Genomic DNA, 23,628 nt, shown 5'->3' on the forward strand with positions numbered 1-23,628 from the left:
GCTCGCGCGGAGAGGGGTGGTGCCGGGCGTGGGGTGCGGCCGCGTGCCATCACGTACTGTCTGTCACGATGCACAAGACCCTGATCGTAACGAACGACTTCCCGCCGCGTCCCGGCGGAATCCAGGCGTTCCTGCACAACATGGCGTTGCGACTGGACCCCGACCGGCTCGTGGTCTACGCCTCCACGTGGAAGCGAGGCCGCGAGGGGGCGGAGGCCACCGCTCTGTTCGACGCGGAACAGCCTTTCACGGTTGTCCGGGACCGCACCACCATGCTGTTGCCCACACCACGCGTGACCGCCCGGGCCACCGCGCTGCTGCGCGAGCACGGCTGTGAGTCGGTCTGGTTCGGCGCCGCGGCGCCCCTCGGGCTGATGGCCCCCGCGCTGCGCAGGGCCGGGGCGAAGCGGCTGGTCGCGACCACCCACGGCCACGAGGCGGGCTGGGCGCAGCTCCCGGCCGCCCGGCAGCTGCTGCGGCGGATCGGCGAGGGCACGGACACCCTCACGTACCTGGGCGAGTACACCCGCTCCCGGATCGCGTCGGCCCTCACCCCGGCCGCCGCGGGCCGCATGGTGCAGCTGCCGCCCGGCGTCGACGAGAAGACCTTCCACCCGGGCTCCGGCGGCGACGAGGTCCGGGCCCGCCTCGGCCTCACCGACCGGCCCGTCGTGGTGTGCGTCTCCCGGCTGGTCCCGCGCAAGGGCCAGGACACCCTGATCCGCGCCCTGCCCCGGATCCTGGCGCGGGTGCCGGACGCGGTCCTGCTGATCGTCGGCGGCGGCCCGTACGAGAAGGACCTGCGCGGGCTCGCCGCCGAGACCGGCGTCGCCGCCTCCGTCCGCTTCACCGGCGCCGTCCCCTGGGCGGAGCTCCCGGCCCACTACGGCGCCGGCGACGTCTTCGCCATGCCCTGCCGCACCCGCCGCGGCGGCCTCGACGTCGAGGGCCTCGGCATCGTCTACCTGGAGGCGTCCGCGACCGGCCTCCCGGTCGTCGCGGGGGACTCCGGCGGCGCCCCCGACGCCGTCCTCGACGGCGAGACCGGCTGGGTCGTCCGCGGCGAGTCCGCCGAGGACACCGCCGACCGCGTCACCACCCTCCTGCTCGACCCGGAGCTCCGCGCCCGCATGGGCGGCCGGGGCCGGGCCTGGGTGGAGGAGAAGTGGCGCTGGGACCTCCTGGCGGAACGGCTCAGGGAACTGCTCTAGGAACTCGGGGAACCGCTCCGGGACACGGGAAGGGGCCCGGCGCACCGAGCGCCGGGCCCCTTCCGCCGTGCCCGCTACTTGGCGTAGATCGCCTCGATCTCGTCCGCGAAGTCCTTCGCCACCACGTTCCGCTTCAGCTTCAGCGAGGGGGTGATGTGGCCCGCCTCCTCGGTGAACTGGGAGGCCAGGACGCGGAACTTGCGGACCGACTCCGCCTTGGAGACCGCGGCGTTGCCGTCGTCGACCGCCCGCTGCACCTCGGCCAGCAGCTCCGGGTCCTCGCGGAGCGCGGCGGCGGTGGTGCCGGCCGGCTTGCCGTGCTCGGACGCCCAGCGGCCCAGGAACTCCTCGTCGAGGGTGACGAGCGCGCCCACGAAGGGACGCCCGTCGCCGACCACCATGCACTCCGCCACCAGGGCGTGGGCGCGGATCCGGTCCTCGATGACCGCCGGGGCGACGTTCTTGCCGCCCGCCGTCACCAGGATCTCCTTCTTCCGGCCGGTGATCGCGAGGTAGCCGTCCTCGTCGAGGGTGCCGATGTCACCGGTGTGGAACCAGCCGTCGGCCAGCGCCTCGGCCGTCGCCGACTCGTTGTTCCAGTACCCCGTGAAGACGTGCTCGCCGTGCAGCAGCACCTCGCCGTCGTCCGCGATCCGCACCACCGAGCCCGGCAGCGGCTGGCCCACCGTGCCGATCTTCGGGCGGTCCCACGGGTTGAAGGCGGTCGCCGCGCAGGACTCCGTCAGGCCGTAGCCCTCCAGGACGGTGAAGCCGATGCCGCGGAAGAAGTGGCCGAGCCGCTCGCCCAGCGGCGCGCCGCCGGAGATCGCGTACTCGCCCCGGCCGCCGAGGACCGCCCGCAGCTTCGAGAAGACCAGCTTGTCGAAGATCCTGTGCTTGAGCTTGAGGCCCAGCGACGGGCCCTGCGGGGTGGCGAGCGCCCGGCTGTAGGCGATGGCCGTGTGCGCGGCCTTGTCGAAGATCTTGCCCTTGCCGTCGGCCTGCGCCTTGGCCCGCGCCGAGTTGTAGACCTTCTCGAAGACCCGCGGCACGCCGAGGATCAGCGTCGGCCGGAAGGAGGCCAGCTCGTCCGTGAGGGTCTTGATGTCCGGGAGGCAGCCCAGGCGGATCGGGGCCATCACCGAGGCCACCTCGATCAGCCGGCCGAAGACGTGCGCCGCCGGCAGGAAGAGCAGGACGGAGGACTCGCCCGTGCGGAAGAGGGGCTTCAGCCGCTCCACCACGTTGCCGCACTCGGCGAAGAACGCCCGGTGGGTCAGCACGCAGCCCTTGGGGCGGCCGGTCGTGCCCGAGGTGTAGACGATGGTCGCCGGGTCGTCCGCGGTCGCCGCCGACATCCGGGCGTCCAGCGTCTCGTCCGTGACCTCCGCGCCGGAGGCCGTCAGGGCGGCGATCGCGTCGTCCTCGATCTGCCACAGGCCCTTCAGCTCCGGCAGCCCGTCCCGCACGGACTCCACCGACGCCCGGTGCGCGGCGGACTCCACGACCGCCAGCGAGGCGCCCGAGTCGCCGAGGATCCACCGGATCTGCTCGGGCGAGCTGGTCTCGTACACCGGCACGGTCACCGCGCCCGCGCTCCAGATGGCGAAGTCGAGCAGCACCCACTCGTAGCGGGTGCGGGAGAGCAGCGCGACGCGGTCGCCGACGCCGACGCCGGCCGCGATCAGGCCCTTGGCGACGCCGCGGACCTCGGCGAGGAACTCCTTGGCGGTGACGTCGGTCCACACGCCGTCGGCCTTGCGGCCCATCACGGCGACGTCTGGGTGCTGGGAGGCGTTGCGGCGGATGAGATCCGTCAGGTTGCCGTCCGAAGGGACCTCGTACAGGGCCGGAAGGCTGAACTCGCGCAAGACTGCTGCTCCTCATCGGGCTCCGGTGCCACGGCTCTGTGGGTGCACCGGTGCGGTCCATGATCGGGCAGGTGCTCGGTGGGGGCGAGCACGACTGTGGACTGCCCGGACGTTACCCACCAGTACGCGGTTCCCGATAGGGGGTCCCGGCCAGATGTTCTCTGCGTCACATCGTCGTGACGACCCTCTCCGCACAGTAATCCACAGCTTTCCCGACTCCCAAGTAACCGCAGGTCCGACGCCCTAGGGTGGGCGCATGCGAGTCCACGTGGTCAGCGATGTGCACGGCAACACCGACGCCCTCGCGCGGGCGGGCGACGGCGCCGACGCCCTCATATGCCTGGGCGACCTGGTCCTCTTCCTCGACTACGCCGACCACAGCCGGGGCATCTTCCCCGAGCTCTTCGGCACGGCCAACGCCGACCGCCTCGTCGAGCTGCGCACCGCCCGCCGCTTCGACGAGGCCCGCGACCTGGGCCGCAGCCTCTGGGCCGGACTCGACGTCGACCGCGACACCGCCATCGAGGCCGCCGTCCGCCGCCAGTACGCCGAGATGTTCGCCGCCCTCCCCACCCCCACCTACGCCACCTACGGCAACGTCGACATCCCCGCCCTCTGGTCCGAGTACGCCGCCCCCGGCACCACCGTCCTCGACGGCGCCCGGATCGAGCTCGGCGGCCTGACCTTCGGCTTCGTCGGCGGCGGCCTGCGCACCCCCATGCGCACCCCGTACGAGATCTCGGACGAGGAGTACGCCGCCAAGGTCGAGGCCCTCGGCGAGGTCGACGTCCTCTGCTCCCACATCCCGCCCGACGTCGCCGACCTGACCTACGACACCGTCGCCCGCCGCTTCGAGCGCGGCAGCCGCGCCCTCCTCGACGCCATCCGCCGCACCCGCCCCCGGTACTCCCTCTTCGGCCACGTCCACCAGCCGCTGGTCCGCCGGATGCGGATCGGTTCCACCGAGTGCGTGAACGTCGGACACTTCGCGGCCACCGGGCGCCCCTTCGCCCTGGAGTGGTGACGGGGGCGACACGGGGGCGCGATAGCCTTCCACCGGCACGTGTGTGCCCTGACGTACGTCCGCCGGACCGCACAGTGGAGGAGCCACCGCGATGGCCGAACACACCAGCTCGAGCATCACCATCGAGGCGGCGCCGGCCGACGTCATGGGTGTGATCGCCGACTTCGCCCGCTACCCCGACTGGACCGGCGAGGTCACCCGGGCCGAGGTCCTGACGACCGACGACGCCGGCCGCGCCGAGAAGGTCCGGCTGGTCCTCGACGCCGGCGCCATCAAGGACGACCACACCCTCGCCTACACCTGGACCGGGGCGAACGAGGTCAGCTGGACCCTGGTGAAGTCCCAGATGCTGCGCTCCCTCGACGGCTCCTACCGGCTCGCCCCGCTCGCCGGCGACCGCACCGAGGTCACCTACCAGCTCACCGTCGACGTCAAGATCCCCATGCTCGGCATGATCAAGCGCAAGGCAGAGAAGGTCATCATCGACCGCGCGCTCGCGGGCCTGAAGAAGCGCGTGGAGTCCCGGGTCTGAGCCCCCGCGGGGCCGCGATAGCGTCACCCGCATGCGGATCATCCTTGTCACCGGAGCCGGCGGCGCCGGGCGCACCACCGTCGCCGCCGCGACCGCCCTCGCCGAGGCCCGCGCGGGCCGCCGCGTCCTGCTCGTCTCACCGGACGGGGACCCGACCGGGGAGGCGTACGGGGAGCCGGACGGGGACGCGTACGGGACCACGGGCGCGGCCACGGGCGGTGCGGGGGGCGCGGGGGAGACCGCCGGGCGCCTCACCGTGCTGCGGCCCGACCCCGCCGGGGACTTCCGGCGGGAGTTCCTCGCCCTCCAGGCCCGCTCCGGCACCGTTCTCGACCTGCTCGGCGCCGCCCCCTTCGAGGACGCCGAACTCACCGAACTGCCCGGCAGCCGCCAGTTCGCCCTGCTGCGGGCCCTGCGGACGGCCGCCGCGGGCGACCACGACCTCGCCGTCGTCGACCTGCCGCCGCTCCACGAGGCCCTGACCGTCCTCGCCCTGCCCGAGCAGCTCCGCCGCTACCTGCGCCGGCTGCTGCCGCCCGAACGGCAGGCCGCCCGCGCCCTGCGCCCGATGCTCGCCCAGCTCGCCGGCGTCCCCATGCCGGCCCAGTGGCTGTACGAGACCACCTCCCGCTGGGAGACCGAGCTCGCCGCCGTCCAGGCCGTCGTCGAAGCCCCCGGCACCACCGTCCGGCTCGTCCTCGAACCCGGCCCGGCCGCCGCCGGCACCCTCCGCGAGGCCCGCCTCGGCCTCGCCCTCCAGGGCCTCGCCCTCGACGCCGTGATCGCCAACCGGCTGCTGCCCGCCGCCTCCGACGACCCCTGGCTCACCGCCCTCACCGCCCAGCAGCACCGGCACCTGGAAGCCCTCCGCGGCGGCGCCGGGGACCTCCTGCACGAGCTGCCGCACCTCGGCCGAGACCCGCGCGGCCCCCAGGACCTCGCCCTCCTCGCCGCCGTGCGCCCCGGACTCCCGCCCGTCCCCGCGCCCGCACCGGCCGTCGAGGACCGGCGCGCCCAGGACGGCGTCCTCGTCTGGCACCTGCCGCTGCCCGGCGCCGCCAAGAGCGAGCTCTCCCTCGTCCGCCGGGGCGACGAACTGCTCCTCGGCGCCGGACCCTTCCGCCGCACCCTGCCCCTGCCCGCCGCCCTGCGCCGCTGCACCGTCACCGGCGCCGGCCTCGTCGACGGCGACCTCGGCATCCGCTTCGCCCCCGACCCCGGGCTGTGGCCCACGCCCTCCTGACGGCCCCCTCCGGCGTGTACCGTCGAAGGGAGGAGTCGAGGAGAGCCCGACGGAGGAGTACGCCATGAGCAGCGATCCGGACGCCTGGGCCGCGGCCTGCGCCGAGGACCTGGAGGCGGAGAAGACCCGCCGCCGCGCCGAGCACGGACAGGAACCCGGCACGCCCGCCGAGGAGTTCCGCAAGCTCTTCGAGGCCGTCGCCGAGAAGCTCTCCGGCGGACTCGGCGCCGCCGCCCCGCTCCTCGGCGACCGGCTCTTCGGAGGCCAGGGCGCCGCCGAGGCCGCCGACCGGGCCGCCGAGACCGTCAGGGGACTCGTCCACCAGGCGAAGGCCGCCGTCGAACCGGTCATCGAGCGCAACCCGCAGGTCTTCGACCACCTCGCCGCGGCCGGCGGCGAACTCCTCGCCGCCTACCGCTCGGCCGTCGAGGGCCACGAGACCCGCTGGACCCGCGGCCCCGCCGCCGGGGACGGCCCCCGGACCTCCGCCGACACCCCCCGCGAGCCCGGCTCCGAGACCGGCCGGGGCGGCGACGAGGGTCCCGCCACCGGCCGTCCCATCGACCTCGACTGACCGGCGGGCCGCCTCCCCTCGGGTACGGTGGGCCCTAGCGGGGCTCGACCGAAAACTGAGGGACACATGGGACTCACCATCGGCGTCGACATCGGCGGCACGAAGATCGCGGCCGGCGTGGTCGACGAGGAGGGCACGATCCTCGACACCCACACGGTGCCCACCCCGCCGACCCCCGAAGGCATCGTCGACGCCATCTGCGCCGCCGTCTCCGAGGCGGGCAAGGGGCAGCAGATCGAGGCCGTCGGCATCGGAGCCGCCGGATACGTCGACGACAAGCGCGCCACCGTCCTCTTCGCGCCGAACATCGACTGGCGGCACGAGCCGCTGAAGGACAAGGTCGAGCAGCGCGTCGGCCTGCCCGTCGTCGTCGAGAACGACGCCAACGCGGCCGCCTGGGGCGAGTACCGCTTCGGCGCGGGCCAGGGCCACGAGGACGTCATCTGCATCACCCTCGGCACCGGCCTCGGCGGCGGCATCATCATCGGCAACAAGCTGCGCCGCGGACGCTTCGGCGTGGCCGCCGAGTTCGGCCACATCCGGGTCGTCCCGGACGGCCTGCTCTGCGGCTGCGGCAGCCAGGGCTGCTGGGAGCAGTACGCCTCCGGCCGCGCCCTCGTCCGCTACGCCCGGCAGCGCGCCAACGCCACCCCCGAGCGGGCGGAGGTCCTGCTCGGCCTCGGCGACGGCACCCCCGAGGGCATCCAGGGCAAGCACGTCAGCGAGGCCGCCCGCGCGGGCGACCCCGTGGCCGTCGACTCCTTCCGCGAGCTGGCCCGCTGGGCCGGCGCCGGTCTCGCCGACCTGGCGTCGCTCTTCGACCCCTCCGCGTTCATCGTCGGCGGCGGCGTCTCGGACGAGGGCGACCTCGTCCTCGACCCGATCCGGAAGTCCTTCCGGCGCTGGCTGATCGGCGGCCAGTGGCGTCCGCACGCCCAGGTGCTCGCCGCCCAGCTCGGCAACAAGGCCGGCCTCGTCGGCGCCGCGGACCTGGCCCGCCAGGGCTGATCCCGCCGCCGTTCCGGGTCGATGCCCGCCGCGCCCCCTCGGGCGGGGCGGGCATCCGTCCTATGGTGGGCCCATGGCACCCGACGCGACCGGCGCGCTGCCCGCCTCCCGTACCGAGCCCGACGGCACCGCCGTGGTCCGCATCCTCAGCTACAACATCCGCTCGATGCGCGACGACGAGGACGCCCTCGCCCGGGTGATCCGGGCCTGTGCCCCCGACGTCGTCCTCGTCCAGGAGGCCCCGCGCTTCTTCCGCTGGCGCAAGCACGCGGCCCGGCTGGCCGCCAAGAGCGAGCTGGTCGTGCTCTCCGGCGGCGCCACCGCCGCCGGACCGCTGCTGCTCTGCTCGCTGCGCGCCACCGTCGAGCGGACCGAGGACGTGCTCCTCCCGCTCACCCCGGGCCTGCACCGGCGGGGCCTCGCCACCGCCGTCGTCCGCTTCGGAGCCGCCCGGCTGGGCCTGATCAGCTGCCACCTGAGCCTGCGCGAGGACGAGCGGTACGCCCAGGCCGGCCAGGTCCTCGACCGGGTCGCCGCGCTGGACGCCCCGTACGCGATCGTCGCCGGGGACCTCAACGAACGCCCCGGCGGCCCCGCCTTCACCCGGCTCACCGCCACCCTCCGCGACGGCTGGGAGGCCCGCCCCCTGGGCACCGGCCCCACCTTCCCGGCCGCCGCCCCGCGCAGCCGCGTCGACGCCGTCCTGGCGACGGACGGCGTCGAGTTCCTGGGCTGCGGCGTCCCCGCCGCCCCGGCCCCCGCCGACCTGACCGCCGCCACCGACCACCTGCCGGTACTGGCGGCGGTCAGACTCCGGGCGCCGGCCTGACGACCGGCCCGGCGGCCGGGGGCGGAGTCCGCCGCGGCCGGCCGAGGCCCGGGAGGCGCACCGGCGCCGAGTGGTGCGAGAGCGGCGTCGGGAGGCACGGCCCACCTGCCGGTGCCGGCGGCGGTCGGACTCCGGGCGCCGGTCTGACGACCGGCCCCGCCGCCGCGCCGGTGCCGACCGGGCGGCGGGTGACCGCCTGCCGGCGGGGCCTCACACCACCGCGCCGCGGCCCGGGTCGTCGTAGCCGTCGTCGTCCTCGTCGTCGCCCTTCATCCGGGCCACCAGCGTCGCGAAACCGCCCAGGAAGCCGCCCACGCACAGGGTGGTCAGCCACCAGGTCATGTCCCACCGCAGGAGCACCGCGAGCAGCATCAGGACCGGACCGCCGACCACGGCCAGCCAGGCGAACTTCGTCGTGGTGTCCGCCTCCGGCAGCGGCGGCGGCTCCGGCGGCACGAAGTGCCCCTCGTCCGTCCCGCCGCCCGCGGCCTCCGGCTCGGCCAGGCTGTAGTCGCGCGGGCCGCCGCTCGGCCGCACCCCGGGCGCGAAGACGACGGAGCTGCCGAGGGCCGGCCGTTCGTCCCTCTCGTCCCCCTCGTCGCCCGAGTCGGGACCCGGCTCCGGCTCCGGCGCGAGCGGCGACGGCGGCTCCCGCCGCACCGCGTCCGGCTTCGGCTTGTCCGGCTTCGGCACGTCACCGCCCGAGGCGGCCCGCGCCTCCCGGGCCTCCCTGGCCTCCAGCTCCTCCGGGTCCGGCAGCCTCAGGTTCTCGATCGGCCGGAAGGGCCGGGTGCCCGGGGGATCCGCGGGCTCCTCGCCGTACCCCGCGACGATCGCGGCCCACGCCGCCTCCTCGTCGATGGGCTGCGGCTCCCGCTCGCCGCCGTCCTGCTGGTCAGCCACCGCTCCTGCTCCCCTTCCCGCCCACGAGCCCCGGGGCGAGACGCTCGACGAACGCCAGACTCTCCGCGAAGATCCTCTCCGCGTCATGGTCCAACGTCGCGACGTGATAGCTCTGTTCCAGCAGGACCTCCCGCACGTCGGTGGAGGAGACCCGTCCGAGGATCCGCGCCGAGTCGGCCGGCGGCACCACGTGGTCCTGCGGGCTGTGCAGCAGCAGGAGGGGCTGGGTGACCTGCGGCAGCTCGCCGTCCACCAGCCGGAAGAACTGCCGCAGGGAGTGCGCCGCGTGCAGCGGCACCCGGGTGTAGCCGACCTCGGTCGCCCCCTCCTTCGCGATGTCGTCGGCGACGCCCTTCGTCGTCGGGACGAGGTGCCGCACCACCGGCAGGGCGTGCGCGGCGAGGCCGTGCACCTTGTTCCCCGGGTTGACGAGCACGATGCCCCGGACCGCGTCGCCGTGCTTCGCGGCGAGCCGCAGGGTCAGCGCCCCGCCCATGGAGAGACCGAAGACGAAGACGGTCGTGCAGCGGGCGGTGAGCTCGCGCAGCGCCCGCTCCACCTCCGCGTACCAGTCGCGCCAGGTGGTGAGCTGCATGTCCTGCCAGCGGGTGCCGTGCCCGGGCAGCAGCGGCACCGACACCGTCAGGTCGCGCTCCGCGAGGTACTCGGCCCACGGGCGCATCGACTGCGGGGAACCGGTGAATCCGTGACAGAGGAGGACGCCGACCTCTCCGCCCTCATGGCGGAACGGCTCGGCTCCGGGAAGGACCGGCACCAGAGTCTCCTGTTCGGTCGCGGCTCCGGGGCTTCGGGGGCGCCGGAGCCGTACGGCGACGGGGGGAAGGACCTTCACGGTACGCGACCGGACCGACACCGACCAGGGCCGCAGCGGGGGCGGCACGCCGCCACGGGATAAAGTCGTGACGACGGCACACGGAAGGCATGGCGAGTTGATCTACGGCGCAATGAAGTTCTCCCTCGGAGGGTCCCTCAAGATCGCCTTCCGGCCCTGGGTGGAGGGCTTGGAGAACGTGCCCGCCGAGGGTCCCGCGATCCTGGCCAGCAACCACCTGTCCTTCTCGGACTCCTTCTTCCTGCCCGCCGTCCTCGACCGCAAGGTCACCTTCATCGCCAAGGCGGAGTACTTCACCACGCCCGGCGTGAAGGGCCGTCTCACCGCCGCCTTCTTCAAGGGCGTCGGCCAGCTCCCGGTGGACCGCTCGGGCGCCCGCGGCGCCGGCGAGGCCGCCATCAAGGCCGGCATCGAGGTCATCGAGGGCGGCGGCCTCTTCGGCATCTACCCCGAGGGCACCCGCTCGCCCGACGGCCGGCTCTACCGCGGCAAGCCCGGCGGCCTGGCCCGGGTGGCGCTGGCCACCGGCGCCCCGGTCATCCCCGTCGCCATGATCGACACCGAGAAGATCCAGCCGCCCGGCAAGGTCCTCCCGAAGCTGATGCGCCCCGGGATCCGGATCGGCAAGCCGCTGGACTTCTCCCGCTACCACGGCATGGACGGCGACCGCTTCATCCTGCGCTCGGTGACCGACGAGGTCATGTACGAGATCATGAAGCTGTCCGGCCAGGAGTACGTGGACATCTACGCGACCGCCGCCAAGCGGCAGATCGCGGAGGCCGAGAAGGCCGCCAAGGAGGCCGTGAAGGCGGAGATCGCCGCACGGGAAGAGTCCGGCGCCTGACGTTCCCGTCGGGGGACGCCGGTGGGGGTGGGGGAGATGGCCAAGCGCGAGCGTGTCGTGCGCATGTCGGTCGAGCAGCCGCTGTGGCGGGCGCTGACCGGCTACCGCGTCCTGACGATGGTCTACGCCGTACTGATCTTCGTCACGGGCCGGGACCGCTACGAACGGCCCTGGATCGCCGTCGCCTACCTCGCGGTGCTCTGCGTCTGGACCCTCGCCACCCTCCCCAAGGTGGCGAACGCGGCCAGCTGCACCAAGCGCTTCCTCACCGCCGACCTCGCCCTCGCCCTCACCGGCATCCTCCTCACCCCGCTCGCCGACGCCCACGCCCAGTCCGTGGACGGCCCCACGCTGCCGACGATATGGACCGCCGGCTCGGTCCTCGCCTACGCCATCAAGGGCGGCTGGCGCTGGGCCGGATTCGCCTCCTCCCTCGTCGCCGTCGCCAACATCGTCGAACGGGCCCATCCCAGCCGGGACACCGTCCACAACGTGATCCTGGTCTGGGTCGCCTCCATCGCCATCGGCTACGTCGTCGAGGTCGCCCGCGCCTCCGAGCGCACCCTCGCCCGCGCCCTGGAGATCGAGGCCGCCACCCGCGAGCGCGAGCGGCTCGCCCGCGACATCCACGACAGCGTCCTCCAGGTCCTCGCCATGGTGCAGCGGCGCGGCACCGCCCTCGGCGGCGAGGCTGCCGAACTGGGCCGGATGGCCGGCGAGCAGGAGGTCGCCCTGCGCACCCTGGTCGCCGGCGGCCTCACCCGCACCAGCCACGTCTCCGAGGACGAGTCCGAGGGGGCCGTCGTCCGCGTCGTGGAGGTCGAGGACGAGCCCGGCGACGAGGTCCCCGTCGACCTGCGCACCCTGCTCGCCCCGCGCGCCGGCGCCCGGGTCACCCTCTCCGACCCCGGCGTGCCGGTGCCGCTGCCCGCCGTCGCCGCCCGCGAGCTGGCCGCCGCCGTCGGCGCGGCCCTGGACAACGTACGGGTCCACGCGGGCACGGACGCGCGCGCGTGGATCCTCGTCGAGGACTGGGACGACGAGGTCGTCGTCACCGTCCGGGACGACGGCCCCGGCATCCCGGACGGCCGGCTCGCCGAGGCGGAGGGCGAGGGCCGGATGGGCGTCGCCCTCTCCATCCGGGGACGCCTGCGCGACCTGGGCGGCACGGCCGAGCTGCTCTCGGTCCCGGGCCAGGGCACCGAAGTGGAACTGAAGGTCCCGCGACCGCCGCGGGACGCACGGGGGAAGGCAGGAGCGAAGTGAACGAGGCACCCTCCCAGACGGAGCCGCAGCGGACGATCCGGGTGATGGTCGTCGACGACCACCCCATGTGGCGGGACGCCGTCGCCCGCGACCTGGCCGAGGCCGGATTCGACGTGGTCGCCACCGCGGGCGACGGCGAACAGGCCGTCCGCCGCGCCCCGGCCGTCGCCCCCGACGTCCTGGTCCTGGACCTCAACCTGCCCGTCAAGCCGGGCGTCCAGGTCTGCAAGGAACTCGTCGGGACGCTGCCCGGCCTGCGGGTCCTGGTGCTCTCCGCGAGCGGCGAGCACGCCGACGTCCTGGAGGCCGTGAAGTCCGGCGCCACCGGCTACCTGCTGAAGTCGGCCGGCGCGGAGGAGCTGATCGACGCGGTCCGCCGCACCGCCGTCGGCGACCCCGTCTTCACCCCGGGCCTGGCCGGCCTGGTCCTCGGCGAGTACCGCCGCCTCGCCTCCGAGCCCGCCCCCGCCGCGGGCGCCGGGGAGCCGGAGGCCCCGCGCCTCACCGACCGCGAGACCGAGGTCCTGCGGCTCGTCGCCAAGGGCCTGAGCTACAAGCAGATCGCCGAACGGCTCGTCATCTCCCACCGCACCGTGCAGAACCACGTCCAGAACACCCTGGGCAAGCTCCAGCTGCACAACCGCGTCGAACTCGTCCGGTACGCCATAGAGCGCGGCCTCGACGAGGGCTGACCGGCCGGGGCGCCGGGCACACCGGGGGACAGAGCCGTATATTCGGGCACATATGCGGCCCGGTGGCGAGAGGACTGTCGTGGAGATCCTGGCATTCGGTGTGCAGGCGGACGAGAAGCCGATGATCGAGAAGGCGTTCGCGGGCCACCACGACGTCCGCTGCCTCGACGTCTTCCTCACCGAGGACACCGCCCCCATCGCGGCCGGCTACGAGATCATCTCCACCAGCGTCAACGCCAGCCTCGACCACCGGGTCCTCCAGACCCTGGCGGCCGGCGGCACCCAGATGATCGCCCAGCGCTCCACCGGCTTCAACAACATCGACCTGGAGGTCGCCGAACGCCTCGGCCTCACCGTCGCCCGGGTCTCGTACTACTCGCCGTACTCGGTGGCCGAGTTCGCCTGGACCCTCGCCATGGCGGTGGAGCGGCGGATCGTCCGCGCCTCCAACCGCACCCGCGACTTCGACTTCCGCCTCGACGGCCTCATGGGCCGCGACATGCGGGGCCGCACCGCGGGCGTCCTCGGCACCGGCAAGATCGGCGAGGCGTTCGCCCGGATCGCCCACGGCTTCGGCATGCGGCTGCTCGGCTGGGACGTCGCCGAGAACCCGGCCTGCGCCGCCCTCGGCATGGAGTACGTCGACAAGGACCGGCTCCTCGCCGAGGCCGACCTCGTCAGCCTCCACGTGCCGCTGCTGCCCTCCACCCGCCACATCATCGACGCCGCCGCCCTCAAGGCCATGAAGGACGACGCGACCCTGATCAACTCCAGCCGCGGCGGCCTCGTCGACACCGAGGCCCTCGTCACCGAACTCCGCGCCGGCCGCTTCACCGGCGTCGGCCTCGACGTCTACGAGGCGGAGGCCGGCCTCTTCTTCCTCGACAAGTCCCTCGCCGGCGTCGAGGACGACACCCTGGCCCGCCTGGTGACCTTCCCCAACGTGGTCGTCACCAGCCACCAGGCGTACTACACCACCGACGCGGTCGGCCAGATCATCGACGCCACGGTCCAGAACGTCCTCGACCACCTCGCCGGCCGGCGGGGCGAGAACGTCCTGGTCCCGCGCACCGCCTCCTAGACGAGCACCCCCGCCAGCAGCCCCGCGGTGACCGCCGCGCCCTCCAGGGTCAGCACCGACTCCGGGTGGAACTGCACGCCCGCGAAACCGGGGCCGCGTAGGGCGTGCACCTCGCCGGTCCCCGCGTCCCGGCTCACCTCGATCCGGTGCAGCGCCAGCTCCGTCGCCTCCCGGTCGTCGCAGCGGGCCGTGAAGCTGTTGTAGAAGCCGACCGTGCGCTCCTGGCCGAACAGGTCGATCCGGACCTGCGCGCCCTGGAACGGGATCCGCTTGCGCACGATGTCCAGGCCCAGCTCGGCCGCGATCAGCTCGTGGCCGAGGCACACCCCCAGCAGGCCGTGCCGGTGCCCGCGCAGCAGCTCGGCCGTGAGCCCGCGCAGGAACCGCATCTTCGGGTCGGCCGCGTCCGACGGGTCGCCGGGCCCGGGGCCGAGCACCACGGGCCCCTCGTGGGCGAGCGCCAGCTCCCGCAGCCCCGGCTCGCCGTGGCGCAGCACCGACACCTCCAGACCCGAGGAGCGCAGCAGATGGGCCAGCATCGCCGTGAAGGTGTCCTCCGCGTCGATCACCAGCGCGTGGCCGGCCAGCTCCGCCGTACGGGTCTGCATCCGCAGCCAGAACGGCGCCAGGTCCGCCCGCCGGGCGTCCAGCGCGGCCCGCACCCGCGGATCGTCCGCGAGCCGCGGCCGCCCGGACGCCTCCTCCGCCGCCGGGCGCCCCTCCCGCACGCCGAGCGCCGCCAGCACGCCCGCCGCCTTCGCGTGCGTCTCCGCGACCTCGCCCGCCGGGTCCGAGTGCCGCACCAGGGTCGCCCCCACCGGCACCCGCAGCCGCCCGTCGAGGGCGATGTCGGCGGTCCGGATCAGGATGGGCGAGTCCAGCGTCTGCGCCCCGCTCCCGTCCGTGCCGAGCAGCGCGAGCGCCCCCGCGTAGTAGCCGCGCCCGCCGGTCTCGTGCCGCTCGATCACCCGGCAGGCGTTCTGCACCGGCGAACCCGTGACGGTCGCCGCGAACATCGTCTCCCGCAGCACCTCCCGCACGTCCAGCGAGGAACGGCCCCGCAACTCGTACTCGGTGTGGGCGAGATGGGCCATCTCCTTCAGCCGGGGCCCGACCACCACCCCGCCCATGTCCCCGACCGTGCACATCATCTTCAGCTCCTCGTCGACCACCATGGAGAGCTCCTCGGTCTCCTTGCGGTCGCCGAGGAAGCCCAGCAGCTGCTCGGCGGTCGGCGCGACCCCGTCCGGGTAGCGGTACGTGCCGCTGATCGGGTTCATGACGACCGTCCCGCCCGCCATCCGCACGTGCACCTCGGGACTGGCCCCGACGAGCACCCGGTCCCCGGTGTGCACGACGAAGGTCCAGTACGCGCCCCGCTCGCCCGCGAGCAGCCGCCGGAAGAGGGCCAGCGCGTCGGCCCGCCCGAAGCCCGGGATCCGGCCGGCGTAGGTCCGCCGGATGACGAAGTTGGCGCCCTCGCCGCCCCCGATCTCCTCCGCGACGACCCGCCGGACGGTCTCCGCGTACTCCTCGTCGGAGACGTCGAAGGCCCCGTCGGCGACCTCGACCCGGTGCGCCGGCAGCGCGTCGAGGACCTCGCCGAGCGGCAGCTCGTACGTCTCCTCGGCGACCAGCACGGAGAGCGGGGTGCCGTCGTCCCGCACGTCGAAGCCGCGCTCGCGGATCTGCCGGAACGGCACCAGCGCGAGCACCGGCCGCTCGCCGACCGGCAGTTCCGCCAGCCGCTCGGCCTCGTGGACGGCGCCGATCAGCACCTCGACGGTGTCGTGGTCGCGGCCGGGGGTGCGGCGCCGCAGCAGGGCGAAGGGCGGGGCGGAGTCGTCGAGGAGACGGGAGAGGTCGAAGTCCATGGCAGTGGGGTTCCTTCCGGGGGAGTGCGGAGAGGAACGGCCTCGCGGGTACGAGAAAGGCCGCCCCTCGGGCGGCCTTCGCGTGGTCTTCGGATACGCGCAGTCAGTGGGCCGCCGGAGGGACGGTCCACCACCAGTTCTGGACGAGGGGCGCGTACATGCGAGCACTGTAACCCAGCCGGACACGGGAGCGGGGCCCGTCCCGCACCGTGGACGGCGCGGAACGGACCCCGTGGAGCCCCCGGAGCGGGGTCAGACGATCAGGTTGTAGACGCCCCAGCCGCCGCCGATGCTCACGCGCGTGGCGTACGGGTTCGGGTAGCCGTTCGTGTTCTTGTAGAACCACAGCGCGCCGGTCGTGTCCCGCGCGATCAGGTCCGGCCTGCCGTCCTTGTCCAGGTCGCCGGGCCCGACCATGACGTTGTAGACCCCCCAGCCGCCGCCGACCTTGGCGCGGGTGGCGTACGGGTTCGGCGAGGCGCCCGTGTTCTTGTACATCCACAGCGCGCCGGTGGTGTCCCGGGCGATCAGGTCCGGCTTGCCGTCCTTGTCCAGGTCACCGGTGGCGATCAGCTCGTTGTACGTGTTCCACCCGCCGCCGACGCGGACCCGCGTCGCGAAGGGGTTCGGCGAGGCGCCCGTGTTCTTGTACATCCACAGCACGCCGGTGGTGTCCCGCGCGATCAGGTCCGGCCGCCCGTCCGCGTTCATGTCGCCGACGCCGAGCAGCTTGCTGTACGCGTTCCACCCGCCGCCGACCTTGAGCCGCGTCTTGAACGGCACGGAGGGGTTCCCGGTGCCCTTGTAGTACCAGAGCACCCCGTCCTTGTCCCGCGCGACCAGGTCCCCCACGCCGTCCGCCCGCAGCGTCGTCATCGGCGTGATGGCGTTGTAGACCTGCCACCCCGGCCCGACCCGGTACTTCGTCAGGAACGGCGCGGACCCGCTCCCACTGCCCTGGTACTGCCAGAGCACGCCGTCCTTGTCGCGGGCGATGACGTTGTTGCGGTCGGTGGCGGTGACGGCGGGCTTGGTCGCGACCTCCTTGACGTCGCTCGCCTTCACGTACGCCAGGCGGTGGTTGTAGCGGATCGGGATGAAGACGTTCGTCGTGCCCGCGACCCGGATGCCGTCCTTGTTGTACGCGCTGTAGTAGTAGTCGCCCTTCACCGGGTCGCCGGCCTTGGTGTACAGCTGTCCGGCGGGGAGGGAGTACTTCGTCAGGGAGGCGTTGTTGTTCGTCTGGACGGGGACGCCTGTGCCTGCGTAGGCGCCGTCCTCGGGGTACGCGCGGCCGTAGACCGGGACCGAGGTGGCGCCGTCCTTGGCGGTGACCGCGTTCTTCACGCCGACGACGGACGTGTACTGGCCGCCGGGGTTGTAGAACCAGGCCTTCTTCCCGCCGTACCAGACGGCGGTCCAGTTGCTCCGGACGTCGGCGACGACGTGGGTGCTGCCGGCGGTGACCTTGTTCGCCCAGTTGGAGCCGTACTGCCAGTTCTCCGTGAAGTACGGGTCGGTCAGCGCCTTGGTCTGGTCGGCCACCGGCTCCGAGTAGAGGTACCCGAAGTTGACCGGGAGCGGGACGGTGGTCTTGACGACCGTCGTTTCGCCGACCTTCTCCCTGTACTTCATCGCCTGCTGGTTGGCGGACGTGAAGGGCGGGACGATCCGGACCAGCTGTCCGGCCTGGAGCAGGCCGCCCGCGCCGCCGGCGCCGGTGGGGGCGCCGAGCAGCTGCATGAAGTGGTTCCAGTCCCAGAAGGGGCCGGCGTCCCAGTGGTCCTGGGTCAGGTGGTCGAGGACGCTCGGGGCCTCGTCGTGGCCGATGACGTGCTCGCGGTCCAGCGGGATGTTGTACTTCGCGGCCAGGAACTTCACCAGGGTCGCGGAGGACTCGTACTGCGGCTCGGTGTACCAGCCGGCGTCGCCCTTGATGGCGTAGCCCTCGTGCTCGATGCCCAGCGAGTGCATGTTGATGGTCTTGTTGTTGGCGTGGTACGCCTCGTTCTTGGTCTCGACCATCTGCGTCACGCGGCCGTCGGCCCGCACGATGTAGTGCGCGCTCGCGAGTGACCCCGGCGTCTGGAAGACGTTCACGGTGCCGTCGTGGCCGCCCTCGGTGTCGTGGATGACGATCTGACGGACGTCGAAGCCACCGGTGCCGTTCGCGGTACGGCTCGCGATGTTGTAGTTCCCGTCGTCCTCCGTGTACACGGCGGGAATGAACGTGCACGCCACACTGGACGGGCACTCGACCGCCGGAGTCGCGGTGGTGCTCGCGAAGCTCGCGGCGAGGGGCACGTTCGACGGTCCGACCGGCTCCACCGAGGGGTTCGCGGGCAGGACGACCTGCTCGCCGTCCGCCGTGACCTCGGCCTCACCCGTCCTGATGGACTCGAAGACGCGCTGTGCGAAGAGGTCGGCGCCCTTGCGGTCGGACTGGCTGTAGCGGGCCACGGCCGGGTACCAGGCACCCGGGTCGTCGGACAGCTCGGCACCGGCCTGCTTCTGATAGTCGGCGAGGAGCGCGGCACCGGCCCGGATCGACTCCGCCGAGTTCTTCTGGACGGAGTCGGTCGAGCCGTCGATCAGCTCGGCCGCCTTGTCCAGGGTGTGCAGCTTCGGGTCGCCGGTGTCGACGGCCTTCTTGCGGAGCGCCGCCAGCACCTTCTTCTCGTCGAACTTCTTGTCGAGTGCCGGGTCGCCCGCTCCGTTGAGGAGGTGGGCGAGGCTCTCCGTCGAGTCCTCCGCGATGTCCTCCGGGTCGACCTTCGTCAGACCCATGACGTTGTAGGCGCCGGTGACGCTCGGCTGCCCGTCGTGCGACTCCCACCGCGTCTGGCGGTACGACACCGCCATCAGCACGCTCTGCGGCACGTCGAACTCCCGCGCCGCCGACGCGAACTGTTCCTGGAGGGTGGACGCGGAGCCGGGCGCGGCGGTGCCGGGTGCGCCGAGGAGGCCCGGCGAGGCGACCGCGATGGTCCCGATCGTGGCGGTGGCGACGACCGCGGCCGCCGCTCCGTACAAGAGTCGTTTCTTCTTGCGATCCCTGCGGTGCCTCTGGGTCACACCCACCCCTTAGTTATCCGCTGTGCTTTTGGCGAGCCGTTTGCTCGTTTGCTGAAACGGGGCTGAGGGTAACATCACCCGATGGCGTGAAGATCACGTCCGGGGAGACGGGATTCGCGTCTCAGCCACTGGGCAGGGGACAGGACCGGACGAAGAACCCCGTACTGTGGTCCGTGTGACCGTGAACGCCGAATCCCACGCCGTCGCCAAGGCGACCTGGCGAGACCTGCCCGCGGCGCAGCAGCCCGAGTACCCCGATGCCGAGGCTCTGCGCGATGTGATCGCGGACCTCGAGTCGTATCCTCCGCTCGTCTTCGCCGGCGAGTGCGACCAGCTGCGCGCCCGGATGGGAGCCGTCGCCCGTGGCGAGGCGTTCCTGCTCCAGGGCGGCGACTGCGCGGAGGCCTTCGACGCGGTGTCCGCCGACCACATCCGGGCCAAGCTCAAGACCCTGCTCCAGATGAGCGCCGTCCTGACGTACGCGGCGTCCGTGCCCGTCGTCAAGGTCGGCCGCATCGCGGGGCAGTACTCCAAGCCCCGCTCCAAGGGCACCGAGACCCGCGACGGCGTGACGCTGCCCACCTACCGGGGCGACTCCGTCAACGGCTTCGACTTCAACGAGAAGGCCCGGATCCCGGACCCCGAGCGCCTGAAGCGGATGTACAACGCCTCCGCCTCCACGCTCAACCTGGTCCGCGCCTTCACCACCGGCGGTTACGCCGACCTGCGCCAGGTGCACGCCTGGAACCAGGACTTCGTGAAGTCGTCCCCGTCGGGCCAGCGCTACGAGGCGCTCGCCCGCGAGATCGACAACGCCCTGAACTTCATGAAGGCCTGCGGCACCGACCCGGCCGAGTTCAAGGCGGTCGAGTTCTACGCCTCCCACGAGGCGCTGCTGCTCGACTACGAGGGCGCCCTGACCCGTACGGACTCCCGCACCGGGAAGCTGTACGACACCTCCGGCCACATGGTCTGGATCGGCGAGCGCACCCGCCAGCTGGACCACGCCCACATCGAGTTCGCCGCGCGGATCGCGAACCCGATCGGCATCAAGCTGGGCCCGACGACGACCCCGGAGGAGGCGCTGACGTACATCGAGCGCCTCGACCCGGACCGCGAGCCGGGCCGGCTGACCTTCATCGTCCGCATGGGCGCCGACAAGGTCCGGGACAAGCTCCCCGAGCTGGTCGAGAAGGTCACGGCCTCGGGCGCCACCGTCGCCTGGGTCACCGACCCGATGCACGGCAACACCTTCGAGGCGGCCTCGGGCCACAAGACCCGCCGCTTCGACGACGTGCTCGACGAGGTCAAGGGCTTCTTCGAGGTCCACAAGGAGCTGGGCACCCACCCGGGCGGCATCCACGTGGAGCTCACCGGCGACGACGTCACGGAGTGCGTGGGCGGCGGCGACGAGATCTTCGTCGACGACCTGCACCAGCGCTACGAGACGGCCTGCGACCCGCGCCTCAACCGGAGCCAGTCGCTCGACCTGGCGTTCCTGGTGGCGGAGATGTACCGCGATCAGTAAGTAGGTACCTACGACGATGGGGCGCGGATCCTTGTGATCCGCGCCCCATCGTCGTGACGAAGGCTTTTGCGCTCCCCGGCCGCCGGGTAAGGTTAGGTTAGCCTAATCGATCTCGGCGGGAGGTGAACCGCGTGTACGTCTGCTCATGCTTCGGTGTCACGGAGAAGCAGGTCAAGGAGCACGCGGAAGCCGGCGCCTGCACGCCCCGCCAGATCGCCTCCGCCTCCAAGGCCGGCACGGACTGCGGTTCGTGCGTCCGGCACATCCAGGCCCTGCTCGGGCGCGGCAACTGCCCGCGCCGGGAGCTCCTGGACCGGGGCGCGCCCGCCCTCACGGCGGAGGTCTCCGAGGTCCCCGACCTGTCCGAGGCCGCCTAGGCCGCACGGGCCGCTCGGACCGTCTAGCTCGGCTGCTCGATGAGCGTCGAGATGTAGAGCGCCTCGCCCAGCGACTCGATGAGCTCCAGCTGGGTGTCCAGGTAGTCGATGTGGTGCTCCTCGTCCGCGAGGATCTCCTCGAAGAGGTTGGCCGAGGTGACGTCGCCCTTGGCGCGCATGACCTCGATGCCCCGCTTGAGGCGGTCGATCGCCTCCACCTCGACCTGGCGGTCCGCCTGGAACATCTCGGTGAGGGTCTGGCCGACGCGCACGTGGAAGAGCCGCTGGTAGTTGGGCAGGCCGTCGAGCATCAGGATGCGCTCGGTCAGCTTGTCCGCGTGCTTCATCTCGTCGATGGACTCTTCGCGGGTGTACTTCGCGAGCTTCGTCCAGCCCTTGTTGTCCTGGATGCGGTAGTGCAGCCAGTACTGGTTGATGGCCGTCAGCTCGCCGGTCAGCTGCTCGTTCAGAAACTCCAGGACCTCGGGGTCGCCCTGCATCGCTCCAGGTTCCTTCCATCACGGGGTGCAACCACCCCGTCACGGGGCGGGATGTCCGCATCCTCGCACTCCGAATGGGTGGCGTCCAGTAAGTGCATGCTTAGTAGGACTTGCCCGAATGGGCGCGTCCGGGCGGGTGGCTGGTCATGACCACCCCTCGCGGTCTGTCACCATGGATGACATGGGTCAGCCGGAGAGCGGGGTACACCGGGAAGCGGGGAAGACGGAGATTTCGCCCGAGCTTCCGCCGGGGCAGCGGCTCCAGCGGGGCTGGCCGGTCACCCACTACGGGCCCGTGCCCAAGTTCAAGCCGGAGCGCTGGGAGTTCCGCGTCTTCGGGGCGACCGCCGACGGCGACAAGCGGTGCTGGAACCACGAGGAGTTCTCGGCCCTGCCGTTCTCCACGGTGGTGGCCGATCTGCACTGCGTGACCAAGTTCAGCATGCAGGACGCGGAGTGGGGCGGGGTCCCCGCCCGGACGATCCTGGAGCTCGCGCCGCCCGCGCCGCACGTCACGCACGTCATGGTCTGGGCCGAGTACGGCTACAGCGCCAACATGCGGCTCTCCGACTTCGCCGACGAGCGCACGATCTTCGCCACCCACAAGGACGGCGAGCTGCTCACCGCCGAGCACGGCTTCCCTCTGCGGCTCGTCGTGCCGCACCTGTACGCCTGGAAGGGCCCGAAGTGGGTCCGGGGCGTGGAGTACATGACGGCCGACCGCCGGGGCTTCTGGGAGGAGCGCGGCTACCACAACCTCGGCGACCCGTGGACCGAGCAGCGCTACTCGTACCAGGAGGAACCGGGCGACGGCCCGGAGCTCTGAGCGGACCCGGGCCGTCGCGCACGGCTCCCCGTGGCGCCGGCGGCCCTCAGTGGTACCGGTGGACCACGGCGTGGCCCTTGCCGCGGCCGATCATCCACTTGTTGACCGGCGTGGTGACCAGGAACGCGACGGCGAAGGCGAAGGCGAGCGCGCCCCAGAAGAGGGCGTCGTCCAGGTGTGCGTCCATCGCACCCGGGACGAGCAGCAGCACGCCGTTGTCGACGATCTCCATCACGACGATCGAGACGGTGTCGGCGGCCAGCGCGACCTTCACGGCGGACCGGAGGCCGAGGCCGGCGGCGAGGACGCCGCGCAGCGTGAGCGCGTAGCCGAAGAAGAACGCCAGGACGATCGCGAGGGCCATCGTCGCGCCGTTGCCCCAGCCGAGCGCGGTGCCGATGATCATGCCCAGGACCTCGCCGATCGCGCAGCCCGTGAGGCAGTGGAGGGTGGCCTTCGCCGCCGTGCTCCAGGACGCCCCGGCGCCATGGTGGTCGTGGCCCGGGTGGTTCTCGTGGCCCGCGTGATGGTCGTGGCTCGCGTGGTTCTCGTGGCTCGTGTGGTGCTCGTGCTCCATGTGGGTGCCCCCAGCCTCGGGTGTACGGCGCCTGCCCGCCTGGGAGCCGTATACCCCTCAGGGGTACCCTCAATCGGAGTGATCAGTCCCGGAGCTTCTTGAGCAGCTCGATGTCGGCGGTGTGCCCCGCCTGGCCTCCGGGCGTCTCGATGACCAGCGGCACGCCCTCGGTCGCCGGATGGCGCAGGAGCTCCCGGAAGCCCTCCTCGCCGATGTGGCCCACGCCGATGTTGGCGTGCCGGTCCTTGTGCGCGCCGACGACGTCCTTGGAGTCGTTGGCGTGGATCAGCCGCAGCCGGCCCTCGCCGACGGTGGCCACCAGCTCGTCCAGCGTGCGGGCCGCGCCGCCCGGCTCCGCCAGGTCGTGGCCCGCCGCGAAGACGTGGCAGGTGTCCAGGCAGATCCCGAGCTTCGGGTGGTGGTCCAGGGCGTCGAAGTACGGGCCGAAGTCCTCCACCAGGGAGCAGAGCGAGAAGCCCTGGCCGGCCGTCGACTCCAGGAGCAGGTACGGGTCGTCCTCGTGCGTCAGCTCGTCGAGCAGCGGCAGCATCCGCTCCCGCACCTGCGCCAGGGCCTCCGCGCGCGGCCGTCCGCCGGTCGCCGAGCCGGTGTGGACGACCACGCCCCGCGCGCCGATCTCCCGGCCGCGCCGCAGCGAGTGCCGCAGCGACTCCACCGACTTCTCGACGGTGGCCTCGGTGTGCGAGCCGAAGTTGATCAGGTACGGGGCGTGCACCCACGCCGACAGGGACGCGGCCGCGCACTCCTCCCGGAACCGCTCGTCCTGGGCGGGGTTGCCGGTGGGGGTGGCCCAGCCGCGCGGGTTGGCGACGAAGACCTGGACGGTCTCGGCGCCCAGCTCGCGGGCGTAGCCGAGACCGACGGTGGCGAGACCGCCGGCCACCGGGACGTGACCGCCGACGGGGTTGCGCATGGGTTT

Annotated in this window: 23 protein-coding genes; 14 read left to right on the forward strand and 9 right to left on the reverse strand. The window is 72.7% G+C overall.

All coding sequences use genetic code 11. The annotated features are described in order from the left end of the window. Positions 1-68 precede the first annotated feature (68 nt). Positions 69-1,211: a glycosyltransferase family 4 protein gene (locus tag IE326_RS28880; protein ID WP_150227774.1), complete on the forward strand. Its 1,143-nt coding sequence runs from the start codon at positions 69-71 to the stop codon at positions 1,209-1,211. Between the two features lie 74 nt (positions 1,212-1,285). Here the strand turns inward: IE326_RS28880 and IE326_RS28885 are convergent, their stop codons facing one another. Beyond that, the gene (locus tag IE326_RS28885) at positions 1,286-3,082 is read right to left on the reverse strand and encodes an AMP-dependent synthetase/ligase (protein ID WP_150227773.1); all 1,797 of its coding nucleotides are present in this window, start codon (positions 3,080-3,082) and stop codon (positions 1,286-1,288) included. Positions 3,083-3,338: 256 nt separating this feature from the next. Here IE326_RS28885 and IE326_RS28890 point away from each other — a divergent pair, with 256 nt between their 5' ends. The 6 genes from IE326_RS28890 to IE326_RS28915 all read left to right on the forward strand — a co-directional run bounded on the left by IE326_RS28890 (position 3,339) and on the right by IE326_RS28915 (position 8,292). After that, positions 3,339-4,106: a metallophosphoesterase family protein gene (locus tag IE326_RS28890; protein WP_150227772.1), complete on the forward strand. Its 768-nt coding sequence runs from the start codon at positions 3,339-3,341 to the stop codon at positions 4,104-4,106. 91 nt (positions 4,107-4,197) lie between these two features. Then, positions 4,198-4,638, forward strand: coding sequence for an SRPBCC family protein (locus IE326_RS28895; RefSeq protein WP_150227771.1), 441 nt, complete (start codon positions 4,198-4,200; stop codon positions 4,636-4,638). A 31-nt stretch (positions 4,639-4,669) separates the two neighbouring features. Continuing rightward, entirely contained in the window at positions 4,670-5,881 is a 1,212-nt protein-coding gene (locus IE326_RS28900) for an ArsA family ATPase (RefSeq protein WP_190043740.1), read from the forward strand. Between the two features lie 64 nt (positions 5,882-5,945). Continuing rightward, positions 5,946-6,455 carry a DUF5304 domain-containing protein gene (locus tag IE326_RS28905; RefSeq protein ID WP_150227769.1) on the forward strand — a complete coding sequence of 170 codons (510 nt, stop codon included), beginning with the start codon at positions 5,946-5,948 and terminating at the stop codon, positions 6,453-6,455. 66 nt (positions 6,456-6,521) lie between these two features. Further along, positions 6,522-7,463 carry an ROK family glucokinase gene (locus IE326_RS28910; RefSeq protein WP_030756618.1) on the forward strand — a complete coding sequence of 314 codons (942 nt, stop codon included), beginning with the start codon at positions 6,522-6,524 and terminating at the stop codon, positions 7,461-7,463. 73 nt (positions 7,464-7,536) lie between these two features. Beyond that, a complete protein-coding gene (locus tag IE326_RS28915; protein WP_150227768.1) occupies positions 7,537-8,292 on the forward strand; it encodes an endonuclease/exonuclease/phosphatase family protein in 756 nt (251 codons plus the stop codon). A 210-nt stretch (positions 8,293-8,502) separates the two neighbouring features. On the opposite strand, the gene IE326_RS28920 is transcribed toward IE326_RS28915, so the two are convergent. Both IE326_RS28920 and IE326_RS28925 read right to left on the reverse strand, forming a co-directional pair. Beyond that, entirely contained in the window at positions 8,503-9,195 is a 693-nt protein-coding gene (locus IE326_RS28920; protein ID WP_150227767.1) for a hypothetical protein, read from the reverse strand. Next, entirely contained in the window at positions 9,188-9,970 is a 783-nt protein-coding gene (locus tag IE326_RS28925; RefSeq protein ID WP_190043741.1) for an alpha/beta hydrolase, read from the reverse strand. Before IE326_RS28925 ends, IE326_RS28920 begins: the two co-directional genes overlap by 8 nt. A 190-nt stretch (positions 9,971-10,160) precedes the next feature. Here IE326_RS28925 and IE326_RS28930 point away from each other — a divergent pair, with 190 nt between their 5' ends. The 4 genes from IE326_RS28930 to IE326_RS28945 all read left to right on the forward strand — a co-directional run bounded on the left by IE326_RS28930 (position 10,161) and on the right by IE326_RS28945 (position 13,931). Further along, positions 10,161-10,892: a lysophospholipid acyltransferase family protein gene (locus tag IE326_RS28930; RefSeq protein ID WP_150232599.1), complete on the forward strand. Its 732-nt coding sequence runs from the start codon at positions 10,161-10,163 to the stop codon at positions 10,890-10,892. Positions 10,893-10,928: 36 nt separating this feature from the next. Continuing rightward, positions 10,929-12,158 carry a MacS family sensor histidine kinase gene (gene macS / locus IE326_RS28935; RefSeq protein ID WP_150227765.1) on the forward strand — a complete coding sequence of 410 codons (1,230 nt, stop codon included), beginning with the start codon at positions 10,929-10,931 and terminating at the stop codon, positions 12,156-12,158. A gap of 44 nt (positions 12,159-12,202) precedes the next feature. Further along, positions 12,203-12,850, forward strand: coding sequence for a response regulator (locus IE326_RS28940; RefSeq protein ID WP_051804626.1), 648 nt, complete (start codon positions 12,203-12,205; stop codon positions 12,848-12,850). A 79-nt stretch (positions 12,851-12,929) separates the two neighbouring features. Then, positions 12,930-13,931 (forward strand): 2-hydroxyacid dehydrogenase, encoded by a 1,002-nt coding sequence (locus tag IE326_RS28945; protein WP_150227764.1) that lies wholly within the window; start codon positions 12,930-12,932, stop codon positions 13,929-13,931. Here the strand turns inward: IE326_RS28945 and IE326_RS28950 are convergent. The 3 genes from IE326_RS28950 to IE326_RS28960 form a co-directional block, all read right to left on the reverse strand. Beyond that, on the reverse strand, positions 13,928-15,805 hold the full coding sequence (locus IE326_RS28950) for an anthranilate synthase family protein (RefSeq protein ID WP_190043742.1): 1,878 nt from the start codon (positions 15,803-15,805) through the stop codon (positions 13,928-13,930). The genes IE326_RS28945 and IE326_RS28950 overlap by 4 nt on opposite strands. Positions 15,806-15,908: 103 nt before the next feature. Continuing rightward, positions 15,909-15,965 carry a trp operon leader peptide gene (locus tag IE326_RS41935; RefSeq protein WP_350973168.1) on the reverse strand — a complete coding sequence of 19 codons (57 nt, stop codon included), beginning with the start codon at positions 15,963-15,965 and terminating at the stop codon, positions 15,909-15,911. 92 nt (positions 15,966-16,057) lie between these two features. After that, positions 16,058-18,880 carry an N-acetylmuramoyl-L-alanine amidase gene (locus IE326_RS28960; RefSeq protein WP_190043744.1) on the reverse strand — a complete coding sequence of 941 codons (2,823 nt, stop codon included), beginning with the start codon at positions 18,878-18,880 and terminating at the stop codon, positions 16,058-16,060. A gap of 175 nt (positions 18,881-19,055) precedes the next feature. Between IE326_RS28960 and IE326_RS28965 the strand changes: the two genes are divergently transcribed. Continuing rightward, positions 19,056-20,408, forward strand: coding sequence for a class II 3-deoxy-7-phosphoheptulonate synthase (locus IE326_RS28965; protein WP_106978979.1), 1,353 nt, complete (start codon positions 19,056-19,058; stop codon positions 20,406-20,408). Between the two features lie 122 nt (positions 20,409-20,530). Then, a complete protein-coding gene (locus IE326_RS28970) occupies positions 20,531-20,785 on the forward strand; it encodes a (2Fe-2S)-binding protein (RefSeq protein ID WP_150227760.1) in 255 nt (84 codons plus the stop codon). Between the two features lie 23 nt (positions 20,786-20,808). Here the strand turns inward: IE326_RS28970 and bfr are convergent, their stop codons facing one another. Then, on the reverse strand, positions 20,809-21,285 hold the full coding sequence (gene bfr, locus IE326_RS28975; RefSeq protein ID WP_073806778.1) for a bacterioferritin: 477 nt from the start codon (positions 21,283-21,285) through the stop codon (positions 20,809-20,811). Positions 21,286-21,466: 181 nt separating this feature from the next. Between bfr and IE326_RS28980 the strand changes: the two genes are divergently transcribed. Further along, on the forward strand, positions 21,467-22,111 hold the full coding sequence (locus IE326_RS28980; RefSeq protein WP_150227759.1) for a sulfite oxidase-like oxidoreductase: 645 nt from the start codon (positions 21,467-21,469) through the stop codon (positions 22,109-22,111). Positions 22,112-22,157: 46 nt separating this feature from the next. Here IE326_RS28980 and IE326_RS28985 read toward each other — a convergent pair whose 3' ends face one another. Both IE326_RS28985 and IE326_RS28990 read right to left on the reverse strand, forming a co-directional pair. Continuing rightward, positions 22,158-22,688, reverse strand: coding sequence for a DUF4396 domain-containing protein (locus IE326_RS28985; protein WP_190043745.1), 531 nt, complete (start codon positions 22,686-22,688; stop codon positions 22,158-22,160). A gap of 82 nt (positions 22,689-22,770) precedes the next feature. Continuing rightward, positions 22,771-23,622: a deoxyribonuclease IV gene (locus tag IE326_RS28990; RefSeq protein WP_190043746.1), complete on the reverse strand. Its 852-nt coding sequence runs from the start codon at positions 23,620-23,622 to the stop codon at positions 22,771-22,773. Between the last annotated feature and the right edge of the window lie 6 nt (positions 23,623-23,628).

Source organism: Streptomyces filamentosus, assembly GCF_014654895.1.
In the GTDB taxonomy this organism is placed as follows: domain Bacteria; phylum Actinomycetota; class Actinomycetes; order Streptomycetales; family Streptomycetaceae; genus Streptomyces; species Streptomyces filamentosus.

What these genes read in the sequence shown, in the direction of transcription:
- IE326_RS28990 (WP_190043746.1), bottom strand. Translation starts at nt 23,622, where the DNA reads ATGCGCAACCCCGTCGGCGGTCACGTCCCGGTGGCCGGCGGTCTCGCC.
- IE326_RS28980 (WP_150227759.1), top strand. Translation starts at nt 21,467, where the DNA reads ATGGGTCAGCCGGAGAGCGGGGTACACCGGGAAGCGGGGAAGACGGAG.
- IE326_RS28940 (WP_051804626.1), top strand. Translation starts at nt 12,203, where the DNA reads ATGGTCGTCGACGACCACCCCATGTGGCGGGACGCCGTCGCCCGCGAC.
- bfr (WP_073806778.1), bottom strand. Translation starts at nt 21,285, where the DNA reads ATGCAGGGCGACCCCGAGGTCCTGGAGTTTCTGAACGAGCAGCTGACC.
- IE326_RS28880 (WP_150227774.1), top strand. Translation starts at nt 69, where the DNA reads ATGCACAAGACCCTGATCGTAACGAACGACTTCCCGCCGCGTCCCGGC.
- IE326_RS28915 (WP_150227768.1), top strand. Translation starts at nt 7,537, where the DNA reads ATGGCACCCGACGCGACCGGCGCGCTGCCCGCCTCCCGTACCGAGCCC.
- IE326_RS28895 (WP_150227771.1), top strand. Translation starts at nt 4,198, where the DNA reads ATGGCCGAACACACCAGCTCGAGCATCACCATCGAGGCGGCGCCGGCC.
- IE326_RS28950 (WP_190043742.1), bottom strand. Translation starts at nt 15,805, where the DNA reads ATGGACTTCGACCTCTCCCGTCTCCTCGACGACTCCGCCCCGCCCTTC.
- IE326_RS28910 (WP_030756618.1), top strand. Translation starts at nt 6,522, where the DNA reads ATGGGACTCACCATCGGCGTCGACATCGGCGGCACGAAGATCGCGGCC.
- IE326_RS28985 (WP_190043745.1), bottom strand. Translation starts at nt 22,688, where the DNA reads ATGGAGCACGAGCACCACACGAGCCACGAGAACCACGCGAGCCACGAC.
- IE326_RS28905 (WP_150227769.1), top strand. Translation starts at nt 5,946, where the DNA reads ATGAGCAGCGATCCGGACGCCTGGGCCGCGGCCTGCGCCGAGGACCTG.
- IE326_RS28900 (WP_190043740.1), top strand. Translation starts at nt 4,670, where the DNA reads ATGCGGATCATCCTTGTCACCGGAGCCGGCGGCGCCGGGCGCACCACC.
- macS (WP_150227765.1), top strand. Translation starts at nt 10,929, where the DNA reads ATGGCCAAGCGCGAGCGTGTCGTGCGCATGTCGGTCGAGCAGCCGCTG.
- IE326_RS28890 (WP_150227772.1), top strand. Translation starts at nt 3,339, where the DNA reads ATGCGAGTCCACGTGGTCAGCGATGTGCACGGCAACACCGACGCCCTC.
- IE326_RS28930 (WP_150232599.1), top strand. Translation starts at nt 10,161, where the DNA reads ATGAAGTTCTCCCTCGGAGGGTCCCTCAAGATCGCCTTCCGGCCCTGG.